Annotated in this window: 16 protein-coding genes and 2 pseudogenes; 9 read left to right on the forward strand and 9 right to left on the reverse strand. The window is 34.2% G+C overall.

Going from position 1 to position 17,385, the window contains the following annotated elements:
* Positions 1–1,170 precede the first annotated feature (1,170 nt).
* Complete coding sequence (locus tag AC13DP_RS00380; RefSeq protein ID WP_148211751.1) at positions 1,171–1,479, forward strand: DUF4138 domain-containing protein; 309 nt, start codon at positions 1,171–1,173, stop codon at positions 1,477–1,479.
* 206 nt (positions 1,480–1,685) lie between these two features.
* On the opposite strand, the gene AC13DP_RS00385 is transcribed toward AC13DP_RS00380, so the two are convergent.
* The 5 genes from AC13DP_RS00385 to AC13DP_RS00405 form a co-directional block, all read right to left on the reverse strand.
* Positions 1,686–1,880, reverse strand: a complete 195-nt coding sequence (locus AC13DP_RS00385; protein ID WP_041579003.1) for a YqaE/Pmp3 family membrane protein — start codon at positions 1,878–1,880, stop codon at positions 1,686–1,688.
* Between the two features lie 16 nt (positions 1,881–1,896).
* Positions 1,897–2,133 (reverse strand): hypothetical protein, encoded by a 237-nt coding sequence (locus AC13DP_RS00390; RefSeq protein ID WP_013072757.1) that lies wholly within the window; start codon positions 2,131–2,133, stop codon positions 1,897–1,899.
* 20 nt (positions 2,134–2,153) lie between these two features.
* Entirely contained in the window at positions 2,154–3,386 is a 1,233-nt protein-coding gene (locus tag AC13DP_RS00395) for a cytochrome P450 (protein ID WP_013072756.1), read from the reverse strand.
* Between the two features lie 70 nt (positions 3,387–3,456).
* A complete protein-coding gene (locus AC13DP_RS00400) occupies positions 3,457–3,942 on the reverse strand; it encodes a YciE/YciF ferroxidase family protein (RefSeq protein ID WP_013072755.1) in 486 nt (161 codons plus the stop codon).
* Between the two features lie 38 nt (positions 3,943–3,980).
* Entirely contained in the window at positions 3,981–4,718 is a 738-nt protein-coding gene (locus AC13DP_RS00405; RefSeq protein WP_228250894.1) for a hypothetical protein, read from the reverse strand.
* A gap of 783 nt (positions 4,719–5,501) precedes the next feature.
* Here AC13DP_RS00405 and AC13DP_RS00410 point away from each other — a divergent pair.
* On the forward strand, positions 5,502–6,071 hold the full coding sequence (locus AC13DP_RS00410; RefSeq protein WP_013072753.1) for a hypothetical protein: 570 nt from the start codon (positions 5,502–5,504) through the stop codon (positions 6,069–6,071).
* On the opposite strand, the gene AC13DP_RS00415 is transcribed toward AC13DP_RS00410, so the two are convergent.
* A complete protein-coding gene (locus AC13DP_RS00415) occupies positions 6,033–6,308 on the reverse strand; it encodes a DNA polymerase ligase N-terminal domain-containing protein (protein ID WP_049771466.1) in 276 nt (91 codons plus the stop codon). The two genes, AC13DP_RS00410 and AC13DP_RS00415, sit on opposite strands and share 39 nt — an antisense overlap.
* 710 nt (positions 6,309–7,018) lie before the next feature.
* A complete protein-coding gene (locus AC13DP_RS00420; protein ID WP_013072752.1) occupies positions 7,019–9,400 on the reverse strand; it encodes a phosphoketolase family protein in 2,382 nt (793 codons plus the stop codon).
* A 267-nt stretch (positions 9,401–9,667) separates the two neighbouring features.
* On the opposite strand from AC13DP_RS00420, the gene AC13DP_RS00425 reads away from it, so the two are divergent.
* From AC13DP_RS00425 to AC13DP_RS00440, 4 genes and pseudogenes are all read left to right on the forward strand, one after another.
* Complete coding sequence (locus AC13DP_RS00425) at positions 9,668–10,126, forward strand: IS110 family transposase (RefSeq protein ID WP_049771465.1); 459 nt, start codon at positions 9,668–9,670, stop codon at positions 10,124–10,126.
* On the forward strand, positions 10,127–10,504 hold the full coding sequence (locus AC13DP_RS00430) for an IS110 family transposase (RefSeq protein ID WP_228251002.1): 378 nt from the start codon (positions 10,127–10,129) through the stop codon (positions 10,502–10,504).
* A gap of 24 nt (positions 10,505–10,528) precedes the next feature.
* Positions 10,529–11,639: pseudogene (locus AC13DP_RS00435) on the forward strand (IS3 family transposase); the annotation flags it as partial.
* 480 nt (positions 11,640–12,119) lie between these two features.
* Positions 12,120–12,545, forward strand: a complete 426-nt coding sequence (locus AC13DP_RS00440) for a hypothetical protein (protein WP_013072748.1) — start codon at positions 12,120–12,122, stop codon at positions 12,543–12,545.
* A 142-nt stretch (positions 12,546–12,687) separates the two neighbouring features.
* Here AC13DP_RS00440 and AC13DP_RS00445 read toward each other — a convergent pair whose 3' ends face one another.
* Complete coding sequence (locus AC13DP_RS00445) at positions 12,688–13,128, reverse strand: DUF2267 domain-containing protein (RefSeq protein WP_013072747.1); 441 nt, start codon at positions 13,126–13,128, stop codon at positions 12,688–12,690.
* 455 nt (positions 13,129–13,583) lie between these two features.
* Between AC13DP_RS00445 and AC13DP_RS00450 the strand changes: the two genes are divergently transcribed.
* The 3 genes from AC13DP_RS00450 to AC13DP_RS00460 all read left to right on the forward strand — a co-directional run bounded on the left by AC13DP_RS00450 (position 13,584) and on the right by AC13DP_RS00460 (position 16,327).
* The gene (locus tag AC13DP_RS00450) at positions 13,584–13,784 is read left to right on the forward strand and encodes a dodecin family protein (RefSeq protein ID WP_013072746.1); all 201 of its coding nucleotides are present in this window, start codon (positions 13,584–13,586) and stop codon (positions 13,782–13,784) included.
* A 658-nt stretch (positions 13,785–14,442) separates the two neighbouring features.
* The gene (locus AC13DP_RS00455) at positions 14,443–14,763 is read left to right on the forward strand and encodes a four-helix bundle copper-binding protein (RefSeq protein WP_041579001.1); all 321 of its coding nucleotides are present in this window, start codon (positions 14,443–14,445) and stop codon (positions 14,761–14,763) included.
* Positions 14,764–15,994: 1,231 nt separating this feature from the next.
* On the forward strand, positions 15,995–16,327 hold the full coding sequence (locus AC13DP_RS00460; protein WP_148211749.1) for a hypothetical protein: 333 nt from the start codon (positions 15,995–15,997) through the stop codon (positions 16,325–16,327).
* Between the two features lie 365 nt (positions 16,328–16,692).
* Here AC13DP_RS00460 and AC13DP_RS00465 read toward each other — a convergent pair.
* Positions 16,693–16,968 (reverse strand): annotated as a pseudogene (locus AC13DP_RS00465) (transposase); the annotation flags it as partial.
* Positions 16,969–17,385 lie beyond the last annotated feature (417 nt).

A 17,385-nucleotide genomic window follows, 5' to 3' on the forward strand; every position in this document is an offset into this window, starting at 1 on the left:
GATATCAAGGGGGAATCAATGAGGAAAAAACTTAAAAATAAATAGTAAATTTAACCACAGTAGAATCGATTTTGCGCACTTAGTTTGCTATGCTCACTTTCATCCGGCGCACGTGGTTCACTATGGCCGGCTCATCCAATAGGCATAGCTTTTGCTTACTTATACTATAAAGGAATTGATATCTATGATTTCGATAGCACATTGCCTAATGGAGTGCTTTATGGCATAATTTTATCAGTATTAGGTATTTCCGGTTGGGCATGTTTACTATTCAAAAATTTTCCTATTCCCGATATTTATTTTAAAGGCTTTTTCTTTCACTTAATACTAGCGCATTTGGTTTATGGGCTGAGTATTGCTGTATGTTTTGAATTTTTGTTTTTTTAAAGTTGTAAATTAATAAAATCGATTATTATTCTGATAAAATCGACATATAGTTGAGGGGGAGCACTGTACATAATTTAAGCCTTTACCTTTAAAAAATAATATTTCTAAATTTTAAGGTATTTTGAATCAAAAACGTACTGAATTATGCCTAGGTATTATAGATCCCTACAATACCATCAATGTTAATCTTTTTTTTGGACTTGAAACGGCAATAGAAAAATCTATCAGTGCTATTTTTGTTCATATAAAAAAACTACTAGAATGCTGAATTATCGAAATACTTCAGTTTTACCAAGTCGTTGCCAACGAATAAAAAACTATGGAAGGAAGATTTAGACGGTATAATTACCGGCTATTTTCCTACAGAAGTCGAACTAGTTGCGTATACTAAAAAAACTTTGAAACTCAACTTACCTATTTTTCAGTTTAGTCCTGTTTTAAGAGACCACAAAATAGCAAAAGAGATCATTGATTTGGCAAAGGTCAGAAACAAGTTGATTTTTTGTTATAACCCTTATCAATATAGTCGGACATTTCGAGAAATTCATGATCAGGTATACACTTTTGTGCTAAAAAGAACTCCCCGCCCTCCATTACTCATTTATAAAGCAGGTAGCGTTTTTTAATCTCAAAGACGAAGAAAATACTTGGATGAATGTAGAAGGTACCGCCAAGAGTTAGATAGGTCATCCTAGGCTGAAGCTTTTGCCAACTATCTTTTAAAAAGAAATTTCCCGGTGATCAAAAAAAAAGAGAACAAAAAATTAAACCAACCTTATTCGAGTGCAGTTTTATAAAGAACAGGCCTATCTGTTAATGGAACTTTCCAATTATTCGAAAGTGAGCTTTATACCGGGAAACTTACATGCGTCCTTGCAGACGAAAAAGCAAGGAAAGCGGCACTCCATGCAACGTCAGAATTTAAACCTTGTTCGTCAAATGAATATACCGGATATTTTAAGACCAGGGGAAACCAAAAGATTTGTGCTCATGCTTTCAAAATTTACAATTCCTGAAAAGTGGGTGTTGAATGTATCCGTTCAAGAGCAAAATGGTCGCAGACATTTAGGGGTTTTATCTCCCAGTTTTTAAAGCGATGTAGGTTATAAAGTAATTACTAGGCCTATAGAAGTTTAGGGGAACGTCTATTCAATATTTAGTTATTAGCTTTTAATGTCTAATCAAAAGTTCAACTCCTAATAGAATATTCCTGAGTAGATAAAAAATCAATTAGAGCGAAAGTTTACTGAAAATTAAAAAGAAAATGCATTATAAAGCCGAAAAGATTAAGCTTAATTTTACTTTACATTGTTTTCACTGTCCCTAATTTCTTTTACATACCTATCTGTGATTATAAAAGCATGAATCATTCCTGGTACCCAACCAATTAGTGTTAGTATTAGATTTATTAGGAACTTTTTATTCGCTCCATATTTTAAATATACTGAAAGGGGAGGTAACAAAACGTTTAAAATTACAGTTAACAATTTCATTTATACTATTTTTAGATTATTTTTTGTTTAACAATGCAGTAATCAGGGCATTTCTATCCATATTATCGGTTCCTGGTATTCCTGATTTTTTAGCCTCTTCTATAAGTTGTTCATCGGTATAGGTGGTAAGGTTATTTTTTTGGATATGCTCATTGTTTTGAGCTATTTCAGACGCCTCTTTATCACTTACTCCATTTTTTCGGAGTATGGCATATTGTTCTTCATCCATTATCTTATTTTTCTCCTTTATCATAATACACTTTTTTAGATAATTTATTCCATCAATCTTAATTTCGTTATTTTCGAAATTTTAATCCCATTGGCCGGTAATGGGGGAAACTGATTTTTTTTAATTCTCAAATTTTTACTTTTCACCGTGTAATTAATATCATAAATTAAAAAGTAAAGATTGCGCTTCATTAAATTAATAGTAATCCATTCACCGGCGCATCGATGGTTTTTGTAATGATCCCCTCCTCCTTGAGGGATTAAATTAAATGGTGAAATTTGAGCATTCATAAATCTTTCCGGGTAAAATCGCTCAGGGGCTTTCCATAATTTTGCGTAGTGGTTGGTAGCGTAAAGATCCAATAACACACGCTGCCCTTTCGTAAATTTATGACCTTTAAATTCAAAATTTTTACGGATACGGCCTGAAATAACTGGAAAAAAAGGATAGAAACGCCTAACTTCCTGAATGAAATTTTCCCCGTATTCTTCGTAATTCTCTCTAAGTTTTTCTTTATAAGAGGGATAATCTTCTAAAGCCTTTAAGTTGAAGGTCATGTATCTGGCAACGGCTACTATTGGTCTTAACAGGTTTAGTATCTCTACCGCTACTATTTGATCAGGTAAATGTTTTCCTTTTGGATTTTTGTAACCAATAAAATGATCGAATATAGTGTCACTATTTTTTTTCTTATTTCTATAGTTTTTAATCAATGACTTTACCCAATTCTCTGTTGCTTTTCTAGCGCTCCTTCCTCGCCAGTGCTGTATGCCTATTTTCCCGGCCGAACTAATCATTCTGGAAATCCTGGGAACCTGATTAACTATATCTTTTTTTGTAAAGGGAAGGCCTATCCATTTACATGCGCATTTGAATAGTATGCGCTCCATCTCATCAAAATAGTTTATCGTATTTTTTGCTTTCCAGTCTTCGACAGCTTCAAACCAAGCCTCATCAAAATAGGTGTTTAACTGATTTAGCGAATCTACATTCATACAGTGCATAAATAACTGTTTTCGGGCTTTATGCTGTTCCCCATCTAATCCCTGCACACCATTAAGGCCGAAAAGTGTTTTTTTAAATCGTTTTGGGGTGGCCTTGTGACGGGAAAATCTTTCTTGGTCATAGAATAAAGCAGTTGCTTCTTCCCCACGCAGGATATAATATTTTTTGAATAAAAGTCTGCGTTTTAAGACATTATTTTTAGTGGCATTAAACTGGTCCAGAAAATAGTCGTATCCCTTAAACCAAAATCCTATACTGCTTTCTTCTACCATTTTTATAGTTTAATGATTAAAAAAACCATCCAGAAACACTTCTGAATGGCCTTTTGTTTTATGTTATATGTCACTCCGCTTCTTTGTTGATTTGGTTGGTTGCCAGGCTGTTCAATTTCTCATCGGCAGAATATTCTTCCTGAAGGGTCTTGTCTAATTTTTCAGCAATATTGGTATAGCCCAGTTCTTTTGCGTATCGAACCAAAGTACCGTAGCCCGAAATTTCGTAATGCTCAATTCTTTGGGCATCTGCTATTATTCCGGCATCACGAACAGAATCATTTTCAACTTCTTCTTCAAGAAATTTTTCTGCCTCTGTAATCAAGCCTTTCATTGCATTACAAACTTCTCCGGTAGGCTTAATTCCCATATCCTCGCATATATCTTTTAAGCGTTCCTGGTGATGTTGGGTTTCTTTTAGATGTTCTTCAAAAGCTTTTTTAAGTTTTGCTGACTTGGCGTGTGTGACCATGTTAGGTAATGCGGACACAAGTTGAGTTTCTGCGCTATAAAGATCTTTCAGTTGATGTTCAAACAGGTCTTTTAAGTTTTTCATGATATTAAGATTTAATTGAATTTGTAATTATTTCATTATCAGATCAACGTATCTTCTTTTAGCTTTTTTAAAGTCACTATCATATACTCATTTCTATTACGGATCTGATCTCTAAAAAGTTTTTTTTCATTAGGTGTAACGTTTAGGAATACTAACGTCTCTATACTTGCTGAAATTTTTTGCTCTTTGTTTAAACAATGGTTTAAAAAATCGGATTTACCTAAAAGTTGAAATTTTTTAAATTCGAGTAGAGAACTTTCAGTAAATTGGCGGTATTCTTCTAGGTCGTAATTATTTTTTAGTAATTCTGCTGTTTGGAAGTGTATGTGAGCAAATTTGCTGAATATACTCTTAAAATATATTTTTTTACAGTTCTCTGCTATTCTACGATAGAGCAAGTGGGTTTCTATAAGAGTTCTATAAATGCGTTTTGCCCTCCATCTGATTACCTTATCAGAGTTAGAATTAGATAAATTCTTAGCTTTTTTTAAGATTAAAAATTTTTGTTTCCGATCCTTCGGACAATAATAGGAAATGCGTACACTCCCCAATGCTTCGGTGTCGTGGGCTGAATGGAATTCGCCATCTTCAGTAAAACCTCCTTCTGAACTCTCGGCAATTCCGGTAATTACACAATGGCTTATCTTTAGAAGTTTTTCCTTTTCAACAACGGAAAAAGTATATTTACGCTCAAGTCGCTTTAGAGCCTGGCGTGAATTCAGCTGATTTTTATTTAACTTCTTTTTTTCTTGGGTTAGGTTAGCTTTCATCATCATCTTCATTTTTGGTTATTTCAAAAATAAATAGATTTAAAAAAAAGAAATATTTAAATATTATAATGTTTTCTAAAGGAATGAATAAACATTTATTAAAAAATATTTAAATTAAATATTCATTGCTGGTATATGTTGGGAAAAAACTATTATGCGTTCAACGTGATATATAAGTTCTGAGTAATTTCAAATTATAGTTTAAAAACTTTTATATGTACCAAACACTACTGAAATTTCATTTTAAATCGTAACCCTAATATTCCCTTTAAGACGTAAATTCAAATCACCCTTTTAAAAAATGTTCTACGAACTTTAAATTATAATTTACGTAAATGTCTGTAATGTGTGAAATTTGAACCGGTAGTACATATTATTCTTTTAAAGCCTCGATTTTATTAAATTCCAGTAACTATATAACTATACTCTTTAGAACAATTAAAATATTTATGCGGCTTAAAAAGTCATACTAATTATCACTATTTTATAAGAAGTTGTTGGTAATCAAAACGTTAGTGTTTAAGTAAGCCAATTATAGAGAAGAATAAAATTCATAACCTACTAATTATATAAAGGAAAAAAATCCCGGCCCCAAAAAGGAAGAGTAAGACCGCTATGAGAACTGTGCTGTTTAATTTACGAAACATTTAAATAATTTGCGACTAATCTAATATGTTTCTTGAAAAGTTAAAATGAATTTTATTCGATTAACATAAAATTAAGAATATAAGTTTAAGGCTTATATGGGGAATCAAATTATAGTTTATTAAATTAGCTATAAAAATTTAAATGAACTTTCCTTTTTTACAAAACTTATTAAGATTTACACGGGGAAATAGTCCGGTTTTAGAGGATAAGGAGTTCCTTGGAAGCGATCTAATTTATCATTTTAATAATGATACTCAGGTTCTTATTGAATGTTTAGAAGACCATAATCAAATTGAATTTAAAAAAACTGTTGGATATTCTGACCAAACCTATTGGTTTTATGATGAATTTTCAGAAAAACATTTTGGCTTAGGATTGCAATCCATCCAGAGACAAAGCCAATTACTACTGCGATTTTTTCCTAATCATATGACCATTCAAGAAGGAGATATTTTTTCTTTATTTTTTAAAGATAATACGGGGCTTGCATTTCTAGTCGATCAACCTCCTAAGAAGAAGAATAGGCTTGAGGTAGTCTTCTATCAGGTTAATCTGAACTTCAATGAGCTGGATTTGAATAAATTGGTGTCTGAGCCTATCGTTGGATGGTGCCATCACCAAAACGGAAAACCTTTAAAAAAATCTCCTTTCGAGTTGGAAGAACAATTTATTTTAAAGCATATCTTTCAGTGTTATCAGGAGTGCATATAAGAAATAAACCTTTAAAGCATTTATATTATTCTCCCGGGTATCTACACTTGGGCCCTTGGGAACAGACCAGGATTTTAGCGTACCGTTAATTTCCAGGCGAAAATCATAATGTAAATTGGTAGCCTCGTGTTTTTGAATCACAAAAATAGGTTCACCATTCTTTTTTTTGAATTGACCGCCTTGAGGTTCCTGGGTTTTGGAAAAATCCCTTTTCTTATCATAATCACTCTCTTTCATACTGAACTATCTACAGGGTTTATCTTCAAGATACAAAATAGCTAGCAAATTGATTTTTAAAAAAATACTAAAAACTAGAACATAATAAAATGTCATGGGAAGTTTGCATTTTGTTACCTAAAGCTTCTTTCATAAAAAACGATCACAATTACTGAAGTTTTGGTTCGTTTTTATTTTTATTTCCGATAAAAACATATAAAAAAGAATGGTTCAATATCTTATAGGTGGAGTTTTTGTACTGGTTTTGAAGGTTAAATTGCTTACGGGTTTATGGAAGAATCGTGGTACGCGTTGTTTTATGGGTTTTTATCGGGCTTATCGGCATTTCGGACTGGAAATGCAGGTTTTTATTTGGACGAACCTCTAAGCTTAGATAACAAGCATTTTATATTCATTTATTGCTGGTTTACCTCATAATAAAAATGGCTATGGGTTTGGTCTATAATATTATAATCATAAATTAAGATGGAAGTTTTAAATCCTCATATCCATACTACTTATTGTTTGAATAGTATTTGCCATACTTTTAATAAAAGGACGTATGATAAATCAGATTCCGATGAAATTATAAAATGGACGGTCTGTAAAAAAGTTATTTTTATCCACACGAATAAAAATTTTATAAATATTTATAAAGTATGCCAGACCACACTTCCCATCTTAGAATAGGCATTTGCTTTAGTCTCTTTCCACATTTTAAACTGTCATGGTCATATATCCCATTTCCAGTCCTTGACATCAGGCATATCAACGCCATGCTCTTCAATGTAATTCCGATGTTTAATTAACATATCTTTCATTTTTTCTTGCAGGTAGTCATTTTTGGATTCTGACCTAGGAATATGTTTTAACACATCTTGAACCAGATGATATCGATCTAGTTTATTGAGTACTGTCATATCAAAAGGTGTGGTGATTGTTCCTTCTTCCTGATATCCATGGACATGAAAATTATGATGATTGGTACGTTTGTAGGTTAGTCGGTGGATCAGCCAGGGATACGCATGAAATGCAAATATGACCGGTTTGTCTTTGGTGAATAATGCATCAAAATCCGAGTCGGATAGCCCATGGGGATGGGCGGTTTCCGACTGTAACTTCATAAGATCTACGATATTAATTACCCGGATGCGTAACTCCGGAAGTTCTTTACGAAGGATGGATACGGCAGCTAGAGTTTCCAAAGTAGGTACATCACCGGCACAAGCCATAACGATATCGGTTTGATCCTCTTGATCGTTACTGGCCCAATCCCAGACACCAATGCCTTTACTGCAATGTAAAATAGCCTGGTCATAAGGAAGCCATTGGGGTGAAGGATGTTTACCGGCTACCATAACATTGACATAATGCTTACTCTTCAAACAATGTTTCATAGTTAATAGTAGACAGTTAGCATCTGGCGGGAGGTATACCCTAATAATTGAGGCTTTTTTGTTGACAACATGGTCTATAAATCCTGGATCCTGATGAGTGAATCCATTATGATCCTGCCGCCAGACATGAGAAGCAAGTAAAATATTAAGTGATGCAAGTTGTCGTCTCCAGGGGAGCTCTGCAGTAACCTTTAACCACTTTGCATGTTGATTAAACATCGAGTCGATAATATGTATAAAGGCCTCGTATGACGTGAATAAACCATGCCTTCCGGTAAGTAAATATCCTTCCAGCCAACCCTCACATAAATGCTCACTCAATATTTCCATAGCTCGTCCCTGAGGAGCCAAAAATTCATCGTTAGGATCTGTTTGCGCATTCCATTGCCTATTAGTAGCATCAAACACTTCATTTAGTCGGTTTGACAGAATTTCATCCGGACCAAAGAGTCTGAAATTCTGCTGCTTTGAATTTAAATTAATGACCTCTTTTAAAAAAGCTCCTACACTTCTAGTATCCCCAGGTCCGTTATCTCCGTGAGATTTTACAGGTAAGGCGAAGTCTTGCACATCAGGAAGAAGAAGATCTTTGAGAAGTAAACCTCCATTGGTATTAGGATTCATTCCCATGCGCCGGCTACCTTGAGGAGCAAGTTCCTTATACACTTTTTTTAGGGTTCCGTTTTTATCAAAAAGTTCTCCGATCTGATAACTTTGTAACCACTTTTCTAGTTGTTTAAAATCCTCATCGTTATCAATAGGATCCGAAAGTGGTACCTGATGTGACCTAAAATGATTTTCTACAGGTTTTCCATCAATGAATTTCGGCCCTGTCCATCCTTTAGGAGATTTTAATATGATCATTGGCCACCGTGGAACTTGCGAATCTTCTTGGGTGGTATAATTCTTAATTTTTTTAATATCAGCCATTGCATTGTCCAGTGCGAAAGACATATCTCTATGCATCTGCATCGGCTCATCTCCTTCCACTACATAAGGTTTCCAACCGTATCCCTCCATGAGCTTTATAAGTTCCTCATGAGGTATTCTGGCTAAAAGACTAGGATTGGCTATTTTATAACCATTTAAATGTAGAATGGGTAGTACTACACCATCAGTCTCCGGGTTTAAAAATTTGTTAGAATGCCAGGAGGCTGCTAAAGCACCGGTTTCCGCTTCACCATCTCCTACCACACATGCAGCTATCAGGTTCGGATTGTCGAATACAGCACCGAAACTATGTGCAAGGGAGTAACCTAATTCGCCTCCTTCGTGGAACGAACCAGGGCATTCTGGAGAAACATGACTTGGAATCCCCCCTGGAAAAGAAAACTGCTTAAATAATTTTTTCAATCCATTTTCATCCTGAGTGATTTCAGGATATATTTCTGTATAACTTCCTTCCAGATAAGTGTTCCCAACTAAAGCAGGCCCTCCGTGACCAGGACCGGAGACGTAAACCATATCTAAATCATATTTTTTTATTATACGATTGAGGTGGACATAAATGAAATTCTGACCAGGAGTAGTTCCCCAGTGTCCCAATCGCATTAATTTAATGTCCTCTTTTTTTAAAGGTCGCTTTAATAGTGGATTGTCGCGTAGATATATTTGTCCAACGGAAAGATAATTGGCTGCACGCCAGTAGCCATTTATATGCTCTAGCGTTTCTGATGTGATGTCGGAAGTATTTGGTTTAAGCGTTGAAAGATTCATAGTTGGAATAAATTTTTTTGAAGAATTGTATAAGAATTTGTCACAATTTCCTTGAATCCCTGAAAGGAGATAAAATCATGAATGTATAAGAAATGTTTTGATGCATTAAAGTATATGAATCAGGATAAGTAACCAATCATAAAAACTTAAACTATTCATAATTATCTCTATCGATGTGTTAAATCACCAGAGGGTTATTTTATACTATCCGAGAATTTTGGTAAATAGAATATGTGTCCGAGATCACTCATAGCAAACAATTTTCTGATGTTTGCAATGGAGCATACAGGAATCTACGGTTATAGCTTATCTCTCTTTTTGTCTGAAGAATGCTTTAATTATGTGATTGTCCCTGGATTGGAAATTAAACAATCCATAGGAATGACCAGAGAGAAAAATGACAAAGGAGATGCTAAAAGAATAGCTCTCTATTCTTATGAAAAACGTGATCGATTAGAACCTCATGTTCCAAGTTCAGAGAGTACCGTTAAATTAAAACGATTATTCTCACTACGGGAGCGCATGGTAAAGCAAAGAGCCGGCTATAAAATGAGCTTAAAGGAGCAATCGGAAATACTTTCAAAAACTGAAAATAAATTACTATTAAAAGTTCAAAAAGAGCTGATCAAATATTTAACAAAAGAAATAGATATCATTGAAAAGGAAATAAAAACCATTGTCACTGAAGATGAGGGGCTTAAAAACCAGTACGAGCTAATAACTTAAATAAAAGGAGTAGGAAAACAAACCGCGCTTTATATGATTGTATTTACAGAGGGCTTTAAAAAGTTTGACAGTTGGAGGAAATTCGCCTCTTATTGCGGAATAGCTACTTTCCCTAATACTTCAGGTTCAAGTATTAGAGGAAGAACCACAGTAAGCCATTTAGCAAATAAAAAACTAAAAAGTTTATTGGACTTATGTGCTAAGTCTACTATCCAATACAATGAAGAGATGAAATTGTACTATCAAAAAAGAGTCGGTTTGGGAAATAATAAAATGTCCACATTAAACATTATCAGAAATAAAATATTAGCTAGGATCTTTGCCGTTATTAATAGGAATTCTCCTTATGTAGATTTAATGAAATATGCAGCAAATTAGCTTAAAAAATGTGAAATATAATTTGGTTTAGTCACAGAATACTGTGAAGACTTGGTATTTTACCCGCAGTACTTTACCGCTGGCGTAAAGAACAAAAAAAGATTATGGGATAACAGGTTTCCCGGTCGGGGCAATACCAAGATGACCGATGAACAAAAAGAAATCGCCCGTTTGAAGAAAGATTTAAAGGATGCTCAGATGGAACGGGATATCTTAAAAAAGGCGATTCGCATCTTCTCCGCGAGCGACAGGACAAATACCGGTTCATAAAACAGCACCTTATGAAATTCCCAGTCGAGATGATGTGCAAAGTATTGGAAGTAAGTAAAAGCAGCTATTACCTTTGGTTGAAGTCAGGCTCTAGTAAGCTCTGAAACGAAAACCAGAAACTTACTACTCTGATCGCCCACATATTCGAACAGAGCTATCAAAGCTATGGACCCCCAAGGATAAAGGCAGAACTCAAAGCTATGGGGTTCAAGGTATCTAGGTTAAGGGTACCCGAATTATGAAAACAAACTGTTTATACGCCAAACGGAAACGGAAGTTTAAAGCCACCACTGAGAGTAACAATAATTATCCGATAGCCCCCAATTTACTGGACCAATGTTTTAAAGTAGATAGGGCTAACCAGGTGAGGGTAAGTGATATTACCTATATCCAGACCGGACAGGGATGGCACTACCTAACGGTAATTATCGACCTGTTCAATAGAAAGGTTATTGGGTGGGCCTTAAGTGATAACCTCACTACTGAAGCTACCATTGTAAAAGCTTGGGAGATGGCCGCTAAGAACACAGTACTGGAACAACCGCTGATATTCCATTTCGATAGGGGTGTCCAATATGCCAGCCATAAATTTACCGGCATTCTCAAAAACCATAAAGGTTTGATAAGCCAATCGATGAGCCGGAAAGGAAACTGCTGGGACAATGCTGTGGCAGAATCATTCTTTAAATCCTTAAAGGTGGAATGGGTATACTGGCATAAATATCACCTTGGGTGCCAGGCAGAGTTATCCATCTTTCAATGGATCGAGACCTGGTACAATACCAGAAGAAGACATTCCTATTTAGGAAACATGACTATTAAAGAATTTGAATTAGATATGTATAATCAAAAACTGGCAGCATAGTCACTCAACTTAAAGTCCACATTTTTGTTGCAAGTCCAAAATCAGATATATTAAACGAATTGCATTCCATCCTCAAAGAATATTACCTTGTTAAAACTTACTTAAAACTTTAGAAAAATTATGCTTTCTGAAACCTGCAATATAATACCGGATTCCGTTAAACAAAAAATATGTTTGGCTGTTTTGTTTTTTTATTTTCTTAAAATTGTTTAAAATATGAATTAAAAATAAAATAAAATCCTAAAAAATCTAACTTAAATACAAATTAACTGCCAAAAGATGTTAATCCGGGGCGGCGGTCCCTAAGTTTAGGTTAAAAACTCCTGTTTTTATAAAACCAATCCTTTTCCTTAATAAATTTAGTGAGACCAGGCGGGTAAATATTTCGGTCTAAATAACGAAAAACGCTTACAGCCTGATCATAAATGAGCTTCGAATTTTCCTGGATTATTTGTCTCAGGATAGGCTAAAGAGGATCAAATGAACTTAAAAACAACCTATTCAATCATTATTTTTCTTGATATTTTCCTATTAGCAGGAATGGGCGTACCGCTTTACACTAAATTAATTATTGCGGACCCCAAACAGGAGATCTATAACGATATTATAAGTTTTCAGCTCGTGGTCTGGGCATGTTGGTTAATGACTTGTATCGCAGCGCTCTTGATTAAAAGAAAATTTAGGAAAAACTTTCTTTTTTACGTGTGTTTTTCCCTATTGGCTATTGGATTGTTTATAGTCTCTTTTACTTATTTAATAACTTATGATCGGTATGAGGGAGTCAGCCCTATGTATTACTTTAAGGAAGTTTTCTATTTTGAATTTCTGAGTAGTTTTTTTGTAGGTGGAATTCTAACTCTTATAGTAATGGGAGTTACAGCATGGTTTAATCGAAGAGATAAATAATTTGTATTCTCTGTTTCAGTTGTAATAAAGCTTGAAAATTTACACGACGGATGATAATCGAAGCGTTTTTATGGTATTTATCAAATGGAAGTTTCAGGTTTTATCACACTCCAATCGACCTGAATTTTCGGATTACACCACATTATAGATATTGCTGTATTTCCTTTGGAAGCTGATTTTTAATTTTGCTTAGTTTATTCTCAGGTAAGTAATTTCGAAGAGAAAGTAGGGTAATTGCAATAATCTCCTCAGTGGATTTTTTCCATGGAAATTCGTCTTCGCCTAATTCATTTTGTAATTGTTTGACTTGAGTTTTCATCTCTTCCAAAGTTTTATAATCATACTTTGGTTGTTCTAAATATTCCCAATTTTCAGCATACATTCCCTTTAATATAGTCGGGAGTGGTTGCATAAACTGAAAGGCTTCACCAAAGTGGATACGATCCCTTATACTGTGAAGTACAGCTTTCCACACTTTTATAACGCGAACTTTCTCCTGTGGATGTTCCAGGTCTCCTGCCAGATGGTCAAAATATTGCTGGGCTTCATGTGCAAAATTTTCAAAATTGTTATCCCTCTTCATAGCTGTAATTTTTTAATTTTTCTCAAATTAAGGTATGAAAAACTAAAAACGAATGTTTTTAGAAAACTTAACGGCTTTTAGCAACATTTAATATCTAAAAGCCATAATTTTCTAGAAGATTTAATCGGAATTTAAGAACAAAATTTAAAGGTAAACACAACTTTATCTTACTTCAGAATAGCTCAGGGTCACTGGGGAAACAGCCCGATTTTTTTCCACTGGCACTTCTCTTAATTCTGAGTTAATTTTTCTCTATTAAAATAGCAGACAGTCAACTACCAGTTATTAAAGCTTTTCTTTTTTTAGCTCTCTGTTTCTCTCGCTTATGAAAATAAACATTTGATTTTTCTAAACCCTAAGGTTTTTTTAAGTTCTTGTTATAGTTTGTTAAACACCTCTTCAGGCGTTTTATCATTCTCTACATTTAATCCTGTTTAATTTCAAAATTTAAAAATATGAGTATTGTAAAAGTAATTGAGGTAATCGCCACATCAGAGAAAAGTTTTGATGATGCTACACAAAATGCTTTAAAAGAAGCTGCAAAAAGTGTGAAGAATATAGAGTCTGTTTTCATAAAAGAAATGAAGGCTAATGTGACTGATAATGAAATCGTTTCCTATGGTATAAATGCCAAAATTTCCTTTAGGAAAGAGTAAAGCTTACCTGCTCCTTCCACTATTGAACGATCTGGAATTTCCGATTGAAGCTGAAAGAAATACTTGAAGATAAATCTTTTGATAGAAATTTGATAGAAAATGGAGTTGTGAATTTTCGGACTTCTGAAAAATAGATGTGTGACGGGAAGGAGCACATTTACTAAAGAAAGTAAAGACAAATTAAATATTAAAGATGAAGGCTAGAAAACCGAAAATTGTAAATGTTCCCAATGCTGTTTCTGGCCTTTTTGCTGCTATTCAGTTGTAATAATAAGCAGCAAGGCGATATATCAGGAGATAATCCGGAGGAAGATGTTCGCATTGAAGATTATGAAAATAAATTATTTCCGACAATGTCTGTCTGAAAAAATTTGCGCATTAATAGAAGTCTTTCTAGAAGAGGTAAGTCACGGTAAAAGAATATATCCCATTATTAAAATGGATTTGAACTGGCTTAATATATAATATTCCTAAAAATAGAAAAGCAAATCATGAGGTAGTTTAGATAAATATTGATGTGGTTTTCAAATATTGCTGAAACCATAAATGCTATTTATTCAAAAATTTCTACAAATAGAACCAGGAAAAATATTAAGGAAAATATCCTTTATATCGAATTTCTGAAATAGTTAAATTAAAACTGACTAAATTTAAAATTATGAAAAGAAAGAATTTAATCCAAACATTGTATGATTGTGCAGCACATTGCTTGAATTGTGCAGACAAGTGTTTAACTGAAGAAAATTTATCAGATATGATAAATTGTATAAGATTAGATCGAATTTGTGCCTCAACCTGTATTGCTGCGGCAAACGCTTTGTCTGTCGACTGTCCAAAAGAAGATGTAGAGAAGCTTATAGCTTATTGTGAAGAAATTTGTAGCAAGTGTGGAGAAGAGTGTGCCCAGCATGAAAATGAGCATTGCTTTGAATGTGCAAAAGCCTGTAAAAACTGTGCGGAGGAATGTTCTAAATTTTAAACTTTTTCTTTACTAATTAGCTTTGGAGTCTATGGGTTTAACTTTCAACAGTTGAACCCATTTTTATTTCAAATAAGGATAGGGATTTGCAACAAAAAGCTCGACTTTAGTTAATCTACTATACTGCTATTTTTTGATTATACTTAGTGTCTGTTGGATTAAGCCCCGGAGACATCTTAGATTTTTTGATCCAATGATGGATAGCTGCTTCTTTATGGTTTTTTCACCGAAATTAGCCATATTAAGATAAGATAAAAGAGCTCCTGGCTCAGTTTGATGATATTCATCACAAAGATATATGTTGCCAACCAAAATTTTTTATTGTTTCAAGTCCATACTTTCGTTTGCCCTGGCTAAATTTGTCTTCTTTGTGTCCCGTCCCATTGCCTTGTCGGTATGGCGGATATTGCTTTCTTTGAGGAACCTACAGTTTTCCCTGGGCATATAGATGTTGTCTTTCTGGATCAGTTTCGAGAAAGGACCGTGAAGATCCTTATAGGCTCTTACCTGATCCTTGAGGTAGGTCGACTCATTCAAAACTATAAAAATTGATCGCCCCTGACATATCCGTTGTAAAGGCTAACATAGGTTTTAGGTCCACACTCCACCTTCTTTTTCTTCTTTCCCCGAACTATTGAACGGATATGGGTTTGAGGATGCTTACTATCCTGTTTTCAATACTATTGGATTTCTGATCGTACATCTGTTTTGCTGCCGATAAAGATGTTAGATGACCAGCAGATATCTGTAACTGTTCTTCTTTCTGAGCAATCCCAACGACTCAGGGTGCTCTTCCGTTAATAGGTTGAGGGTCTTGGTGTTTTGTCGGACATAGCTTAGCTGCTCCCTAAGCCTCTTGCGGATCTGTTTTCTGCTTTTGCGTTTGCTTTTGGAAAGGTTCAGTAATCTTTTCGGGCTATCCGGCGAAACGGTCGTAACTTCTCCTTAAGTTCAGTTCCTGGTAGAGTGTGTCGCTAAACATTTGTTTATGTTGTCTTAACAAGTTCAGTTAATGGAATTATAAATAGCTATTATCGCAATTTTTAACCTTCTATCTTAGGGCTATGAAATAATTTGTCCATGGGTAAATTATTTTCATGCCAAAAATCTATCCTGATACTTGTTCCCTATGTTCCGATTGATAATTACAGCCATTTTTTCCACTACGATGATGACTTTGTTTAGTTATCTCTATGAAGCTCGGCACTCCAGTAAATTTAAGGAACCCCAATTGCTAAATTTTTTATTATGTTTTTCTATTGTATTTCCGATTAAACCGCATAAGAAAAGTTGGTGGGGGTGGTTAATCCATTATCTTATAGGTGGGATTTTTGTATTGATTTTTAAAGGTTTAATTATTTACGGACTTATGGAAGAATCTTTTTGGTATGCTTTGTTGTATGGGCTTTTAATCGGTCTTGTTGGTATTGCAGGCTGGAAATGCATGTTTACAATGGTGGGTAAACCTCCGAGCTTAAATAAAAAACATTATTATATTCATTTATGGCTGGCTCATCTTATATTTGGCGCAACGATGGGCTTTGTCTATACTATTTGGGCGTGAATTTTATTTAATTCTTAAACACTCAATAACCATGCAAGTAAACTCTTCTTTCTAAAGCCTGTAAAGGCTGAAGGAAGGTTCTTTACTTTCTACTTACAAAAAGAAAGGTTAAGCTTTTTCTATTTGTGTTACCCTTAGAAGGATTGCAAGAATTGGCTTTAGCTCTATGAAAAGGAATTATTATTGATAGAAGATTGGATTTTTCTCACTACTATAATCTATCGGATGATTGATTAAATTGCAGGAATATGAGGTATACCTTTTCTTTGTGAATATACAGTAAATATCTGTTCTATGATAACCGAAAATGTAATGGGGCGTACCATAAGATATAAAACTCTTTTGCACCAGTACTGATGTGTTACGGCTACTAAAAGTCTATCGAAAATTCTATTACAAAAATACCTTCTGTTGAATTTATATACCAACTAATTGAGATAATTCTGTAAATACTTGCCTTCTATTTTGTGATAAATACCTAAGAATGTACGTTTAGAATTACTGATAGCTATATAGAGCCATTTTAAATTTTCCCTAGTTGTGGTTTCATCCGATTTTTCTGTAAGATGGTCTTCTACCTAATCAGCAATATCAACATATTTCGTGCTTTTGTCACTAATAACAATGCTCTGTTCATTGATAATTTTTAAAAAACTCGTGAATGCCATAGCAAGATACCAGGTCCTTAAGTTTTCTATCATGGTACCACTTCTTAAAAAGGTTTCTAAAGTTACATTCTGCACATTGCCAAGCCCATTACCCTATAGCCGGTAATGTTTTTATCAATTCTATTTCTTTATATACAACATTCTCTTTTTCCCTAGACTTGCGCATATGGGTATGACATGAATTTTCATCAGGGAATTCTTCTTAAAATTTTAATATCGTCATAATTTGGAATTTACTGGTATAATAAGGTAGTATCCATTTCCTCTTTATTACTGATGGAAAGCAACTTTTATTTATTCAAGTCTGGCTTTCTAAAATATTGAGTGACTGCTATTTCAGCCATAAGGAAGGTACATAAATTAAAATCGGATCTGCCTGTTCTTCAACAA

The sequence above is a fragment of the Zunongwangia sp. L-65 genome, from assembly GCF_056859415.1.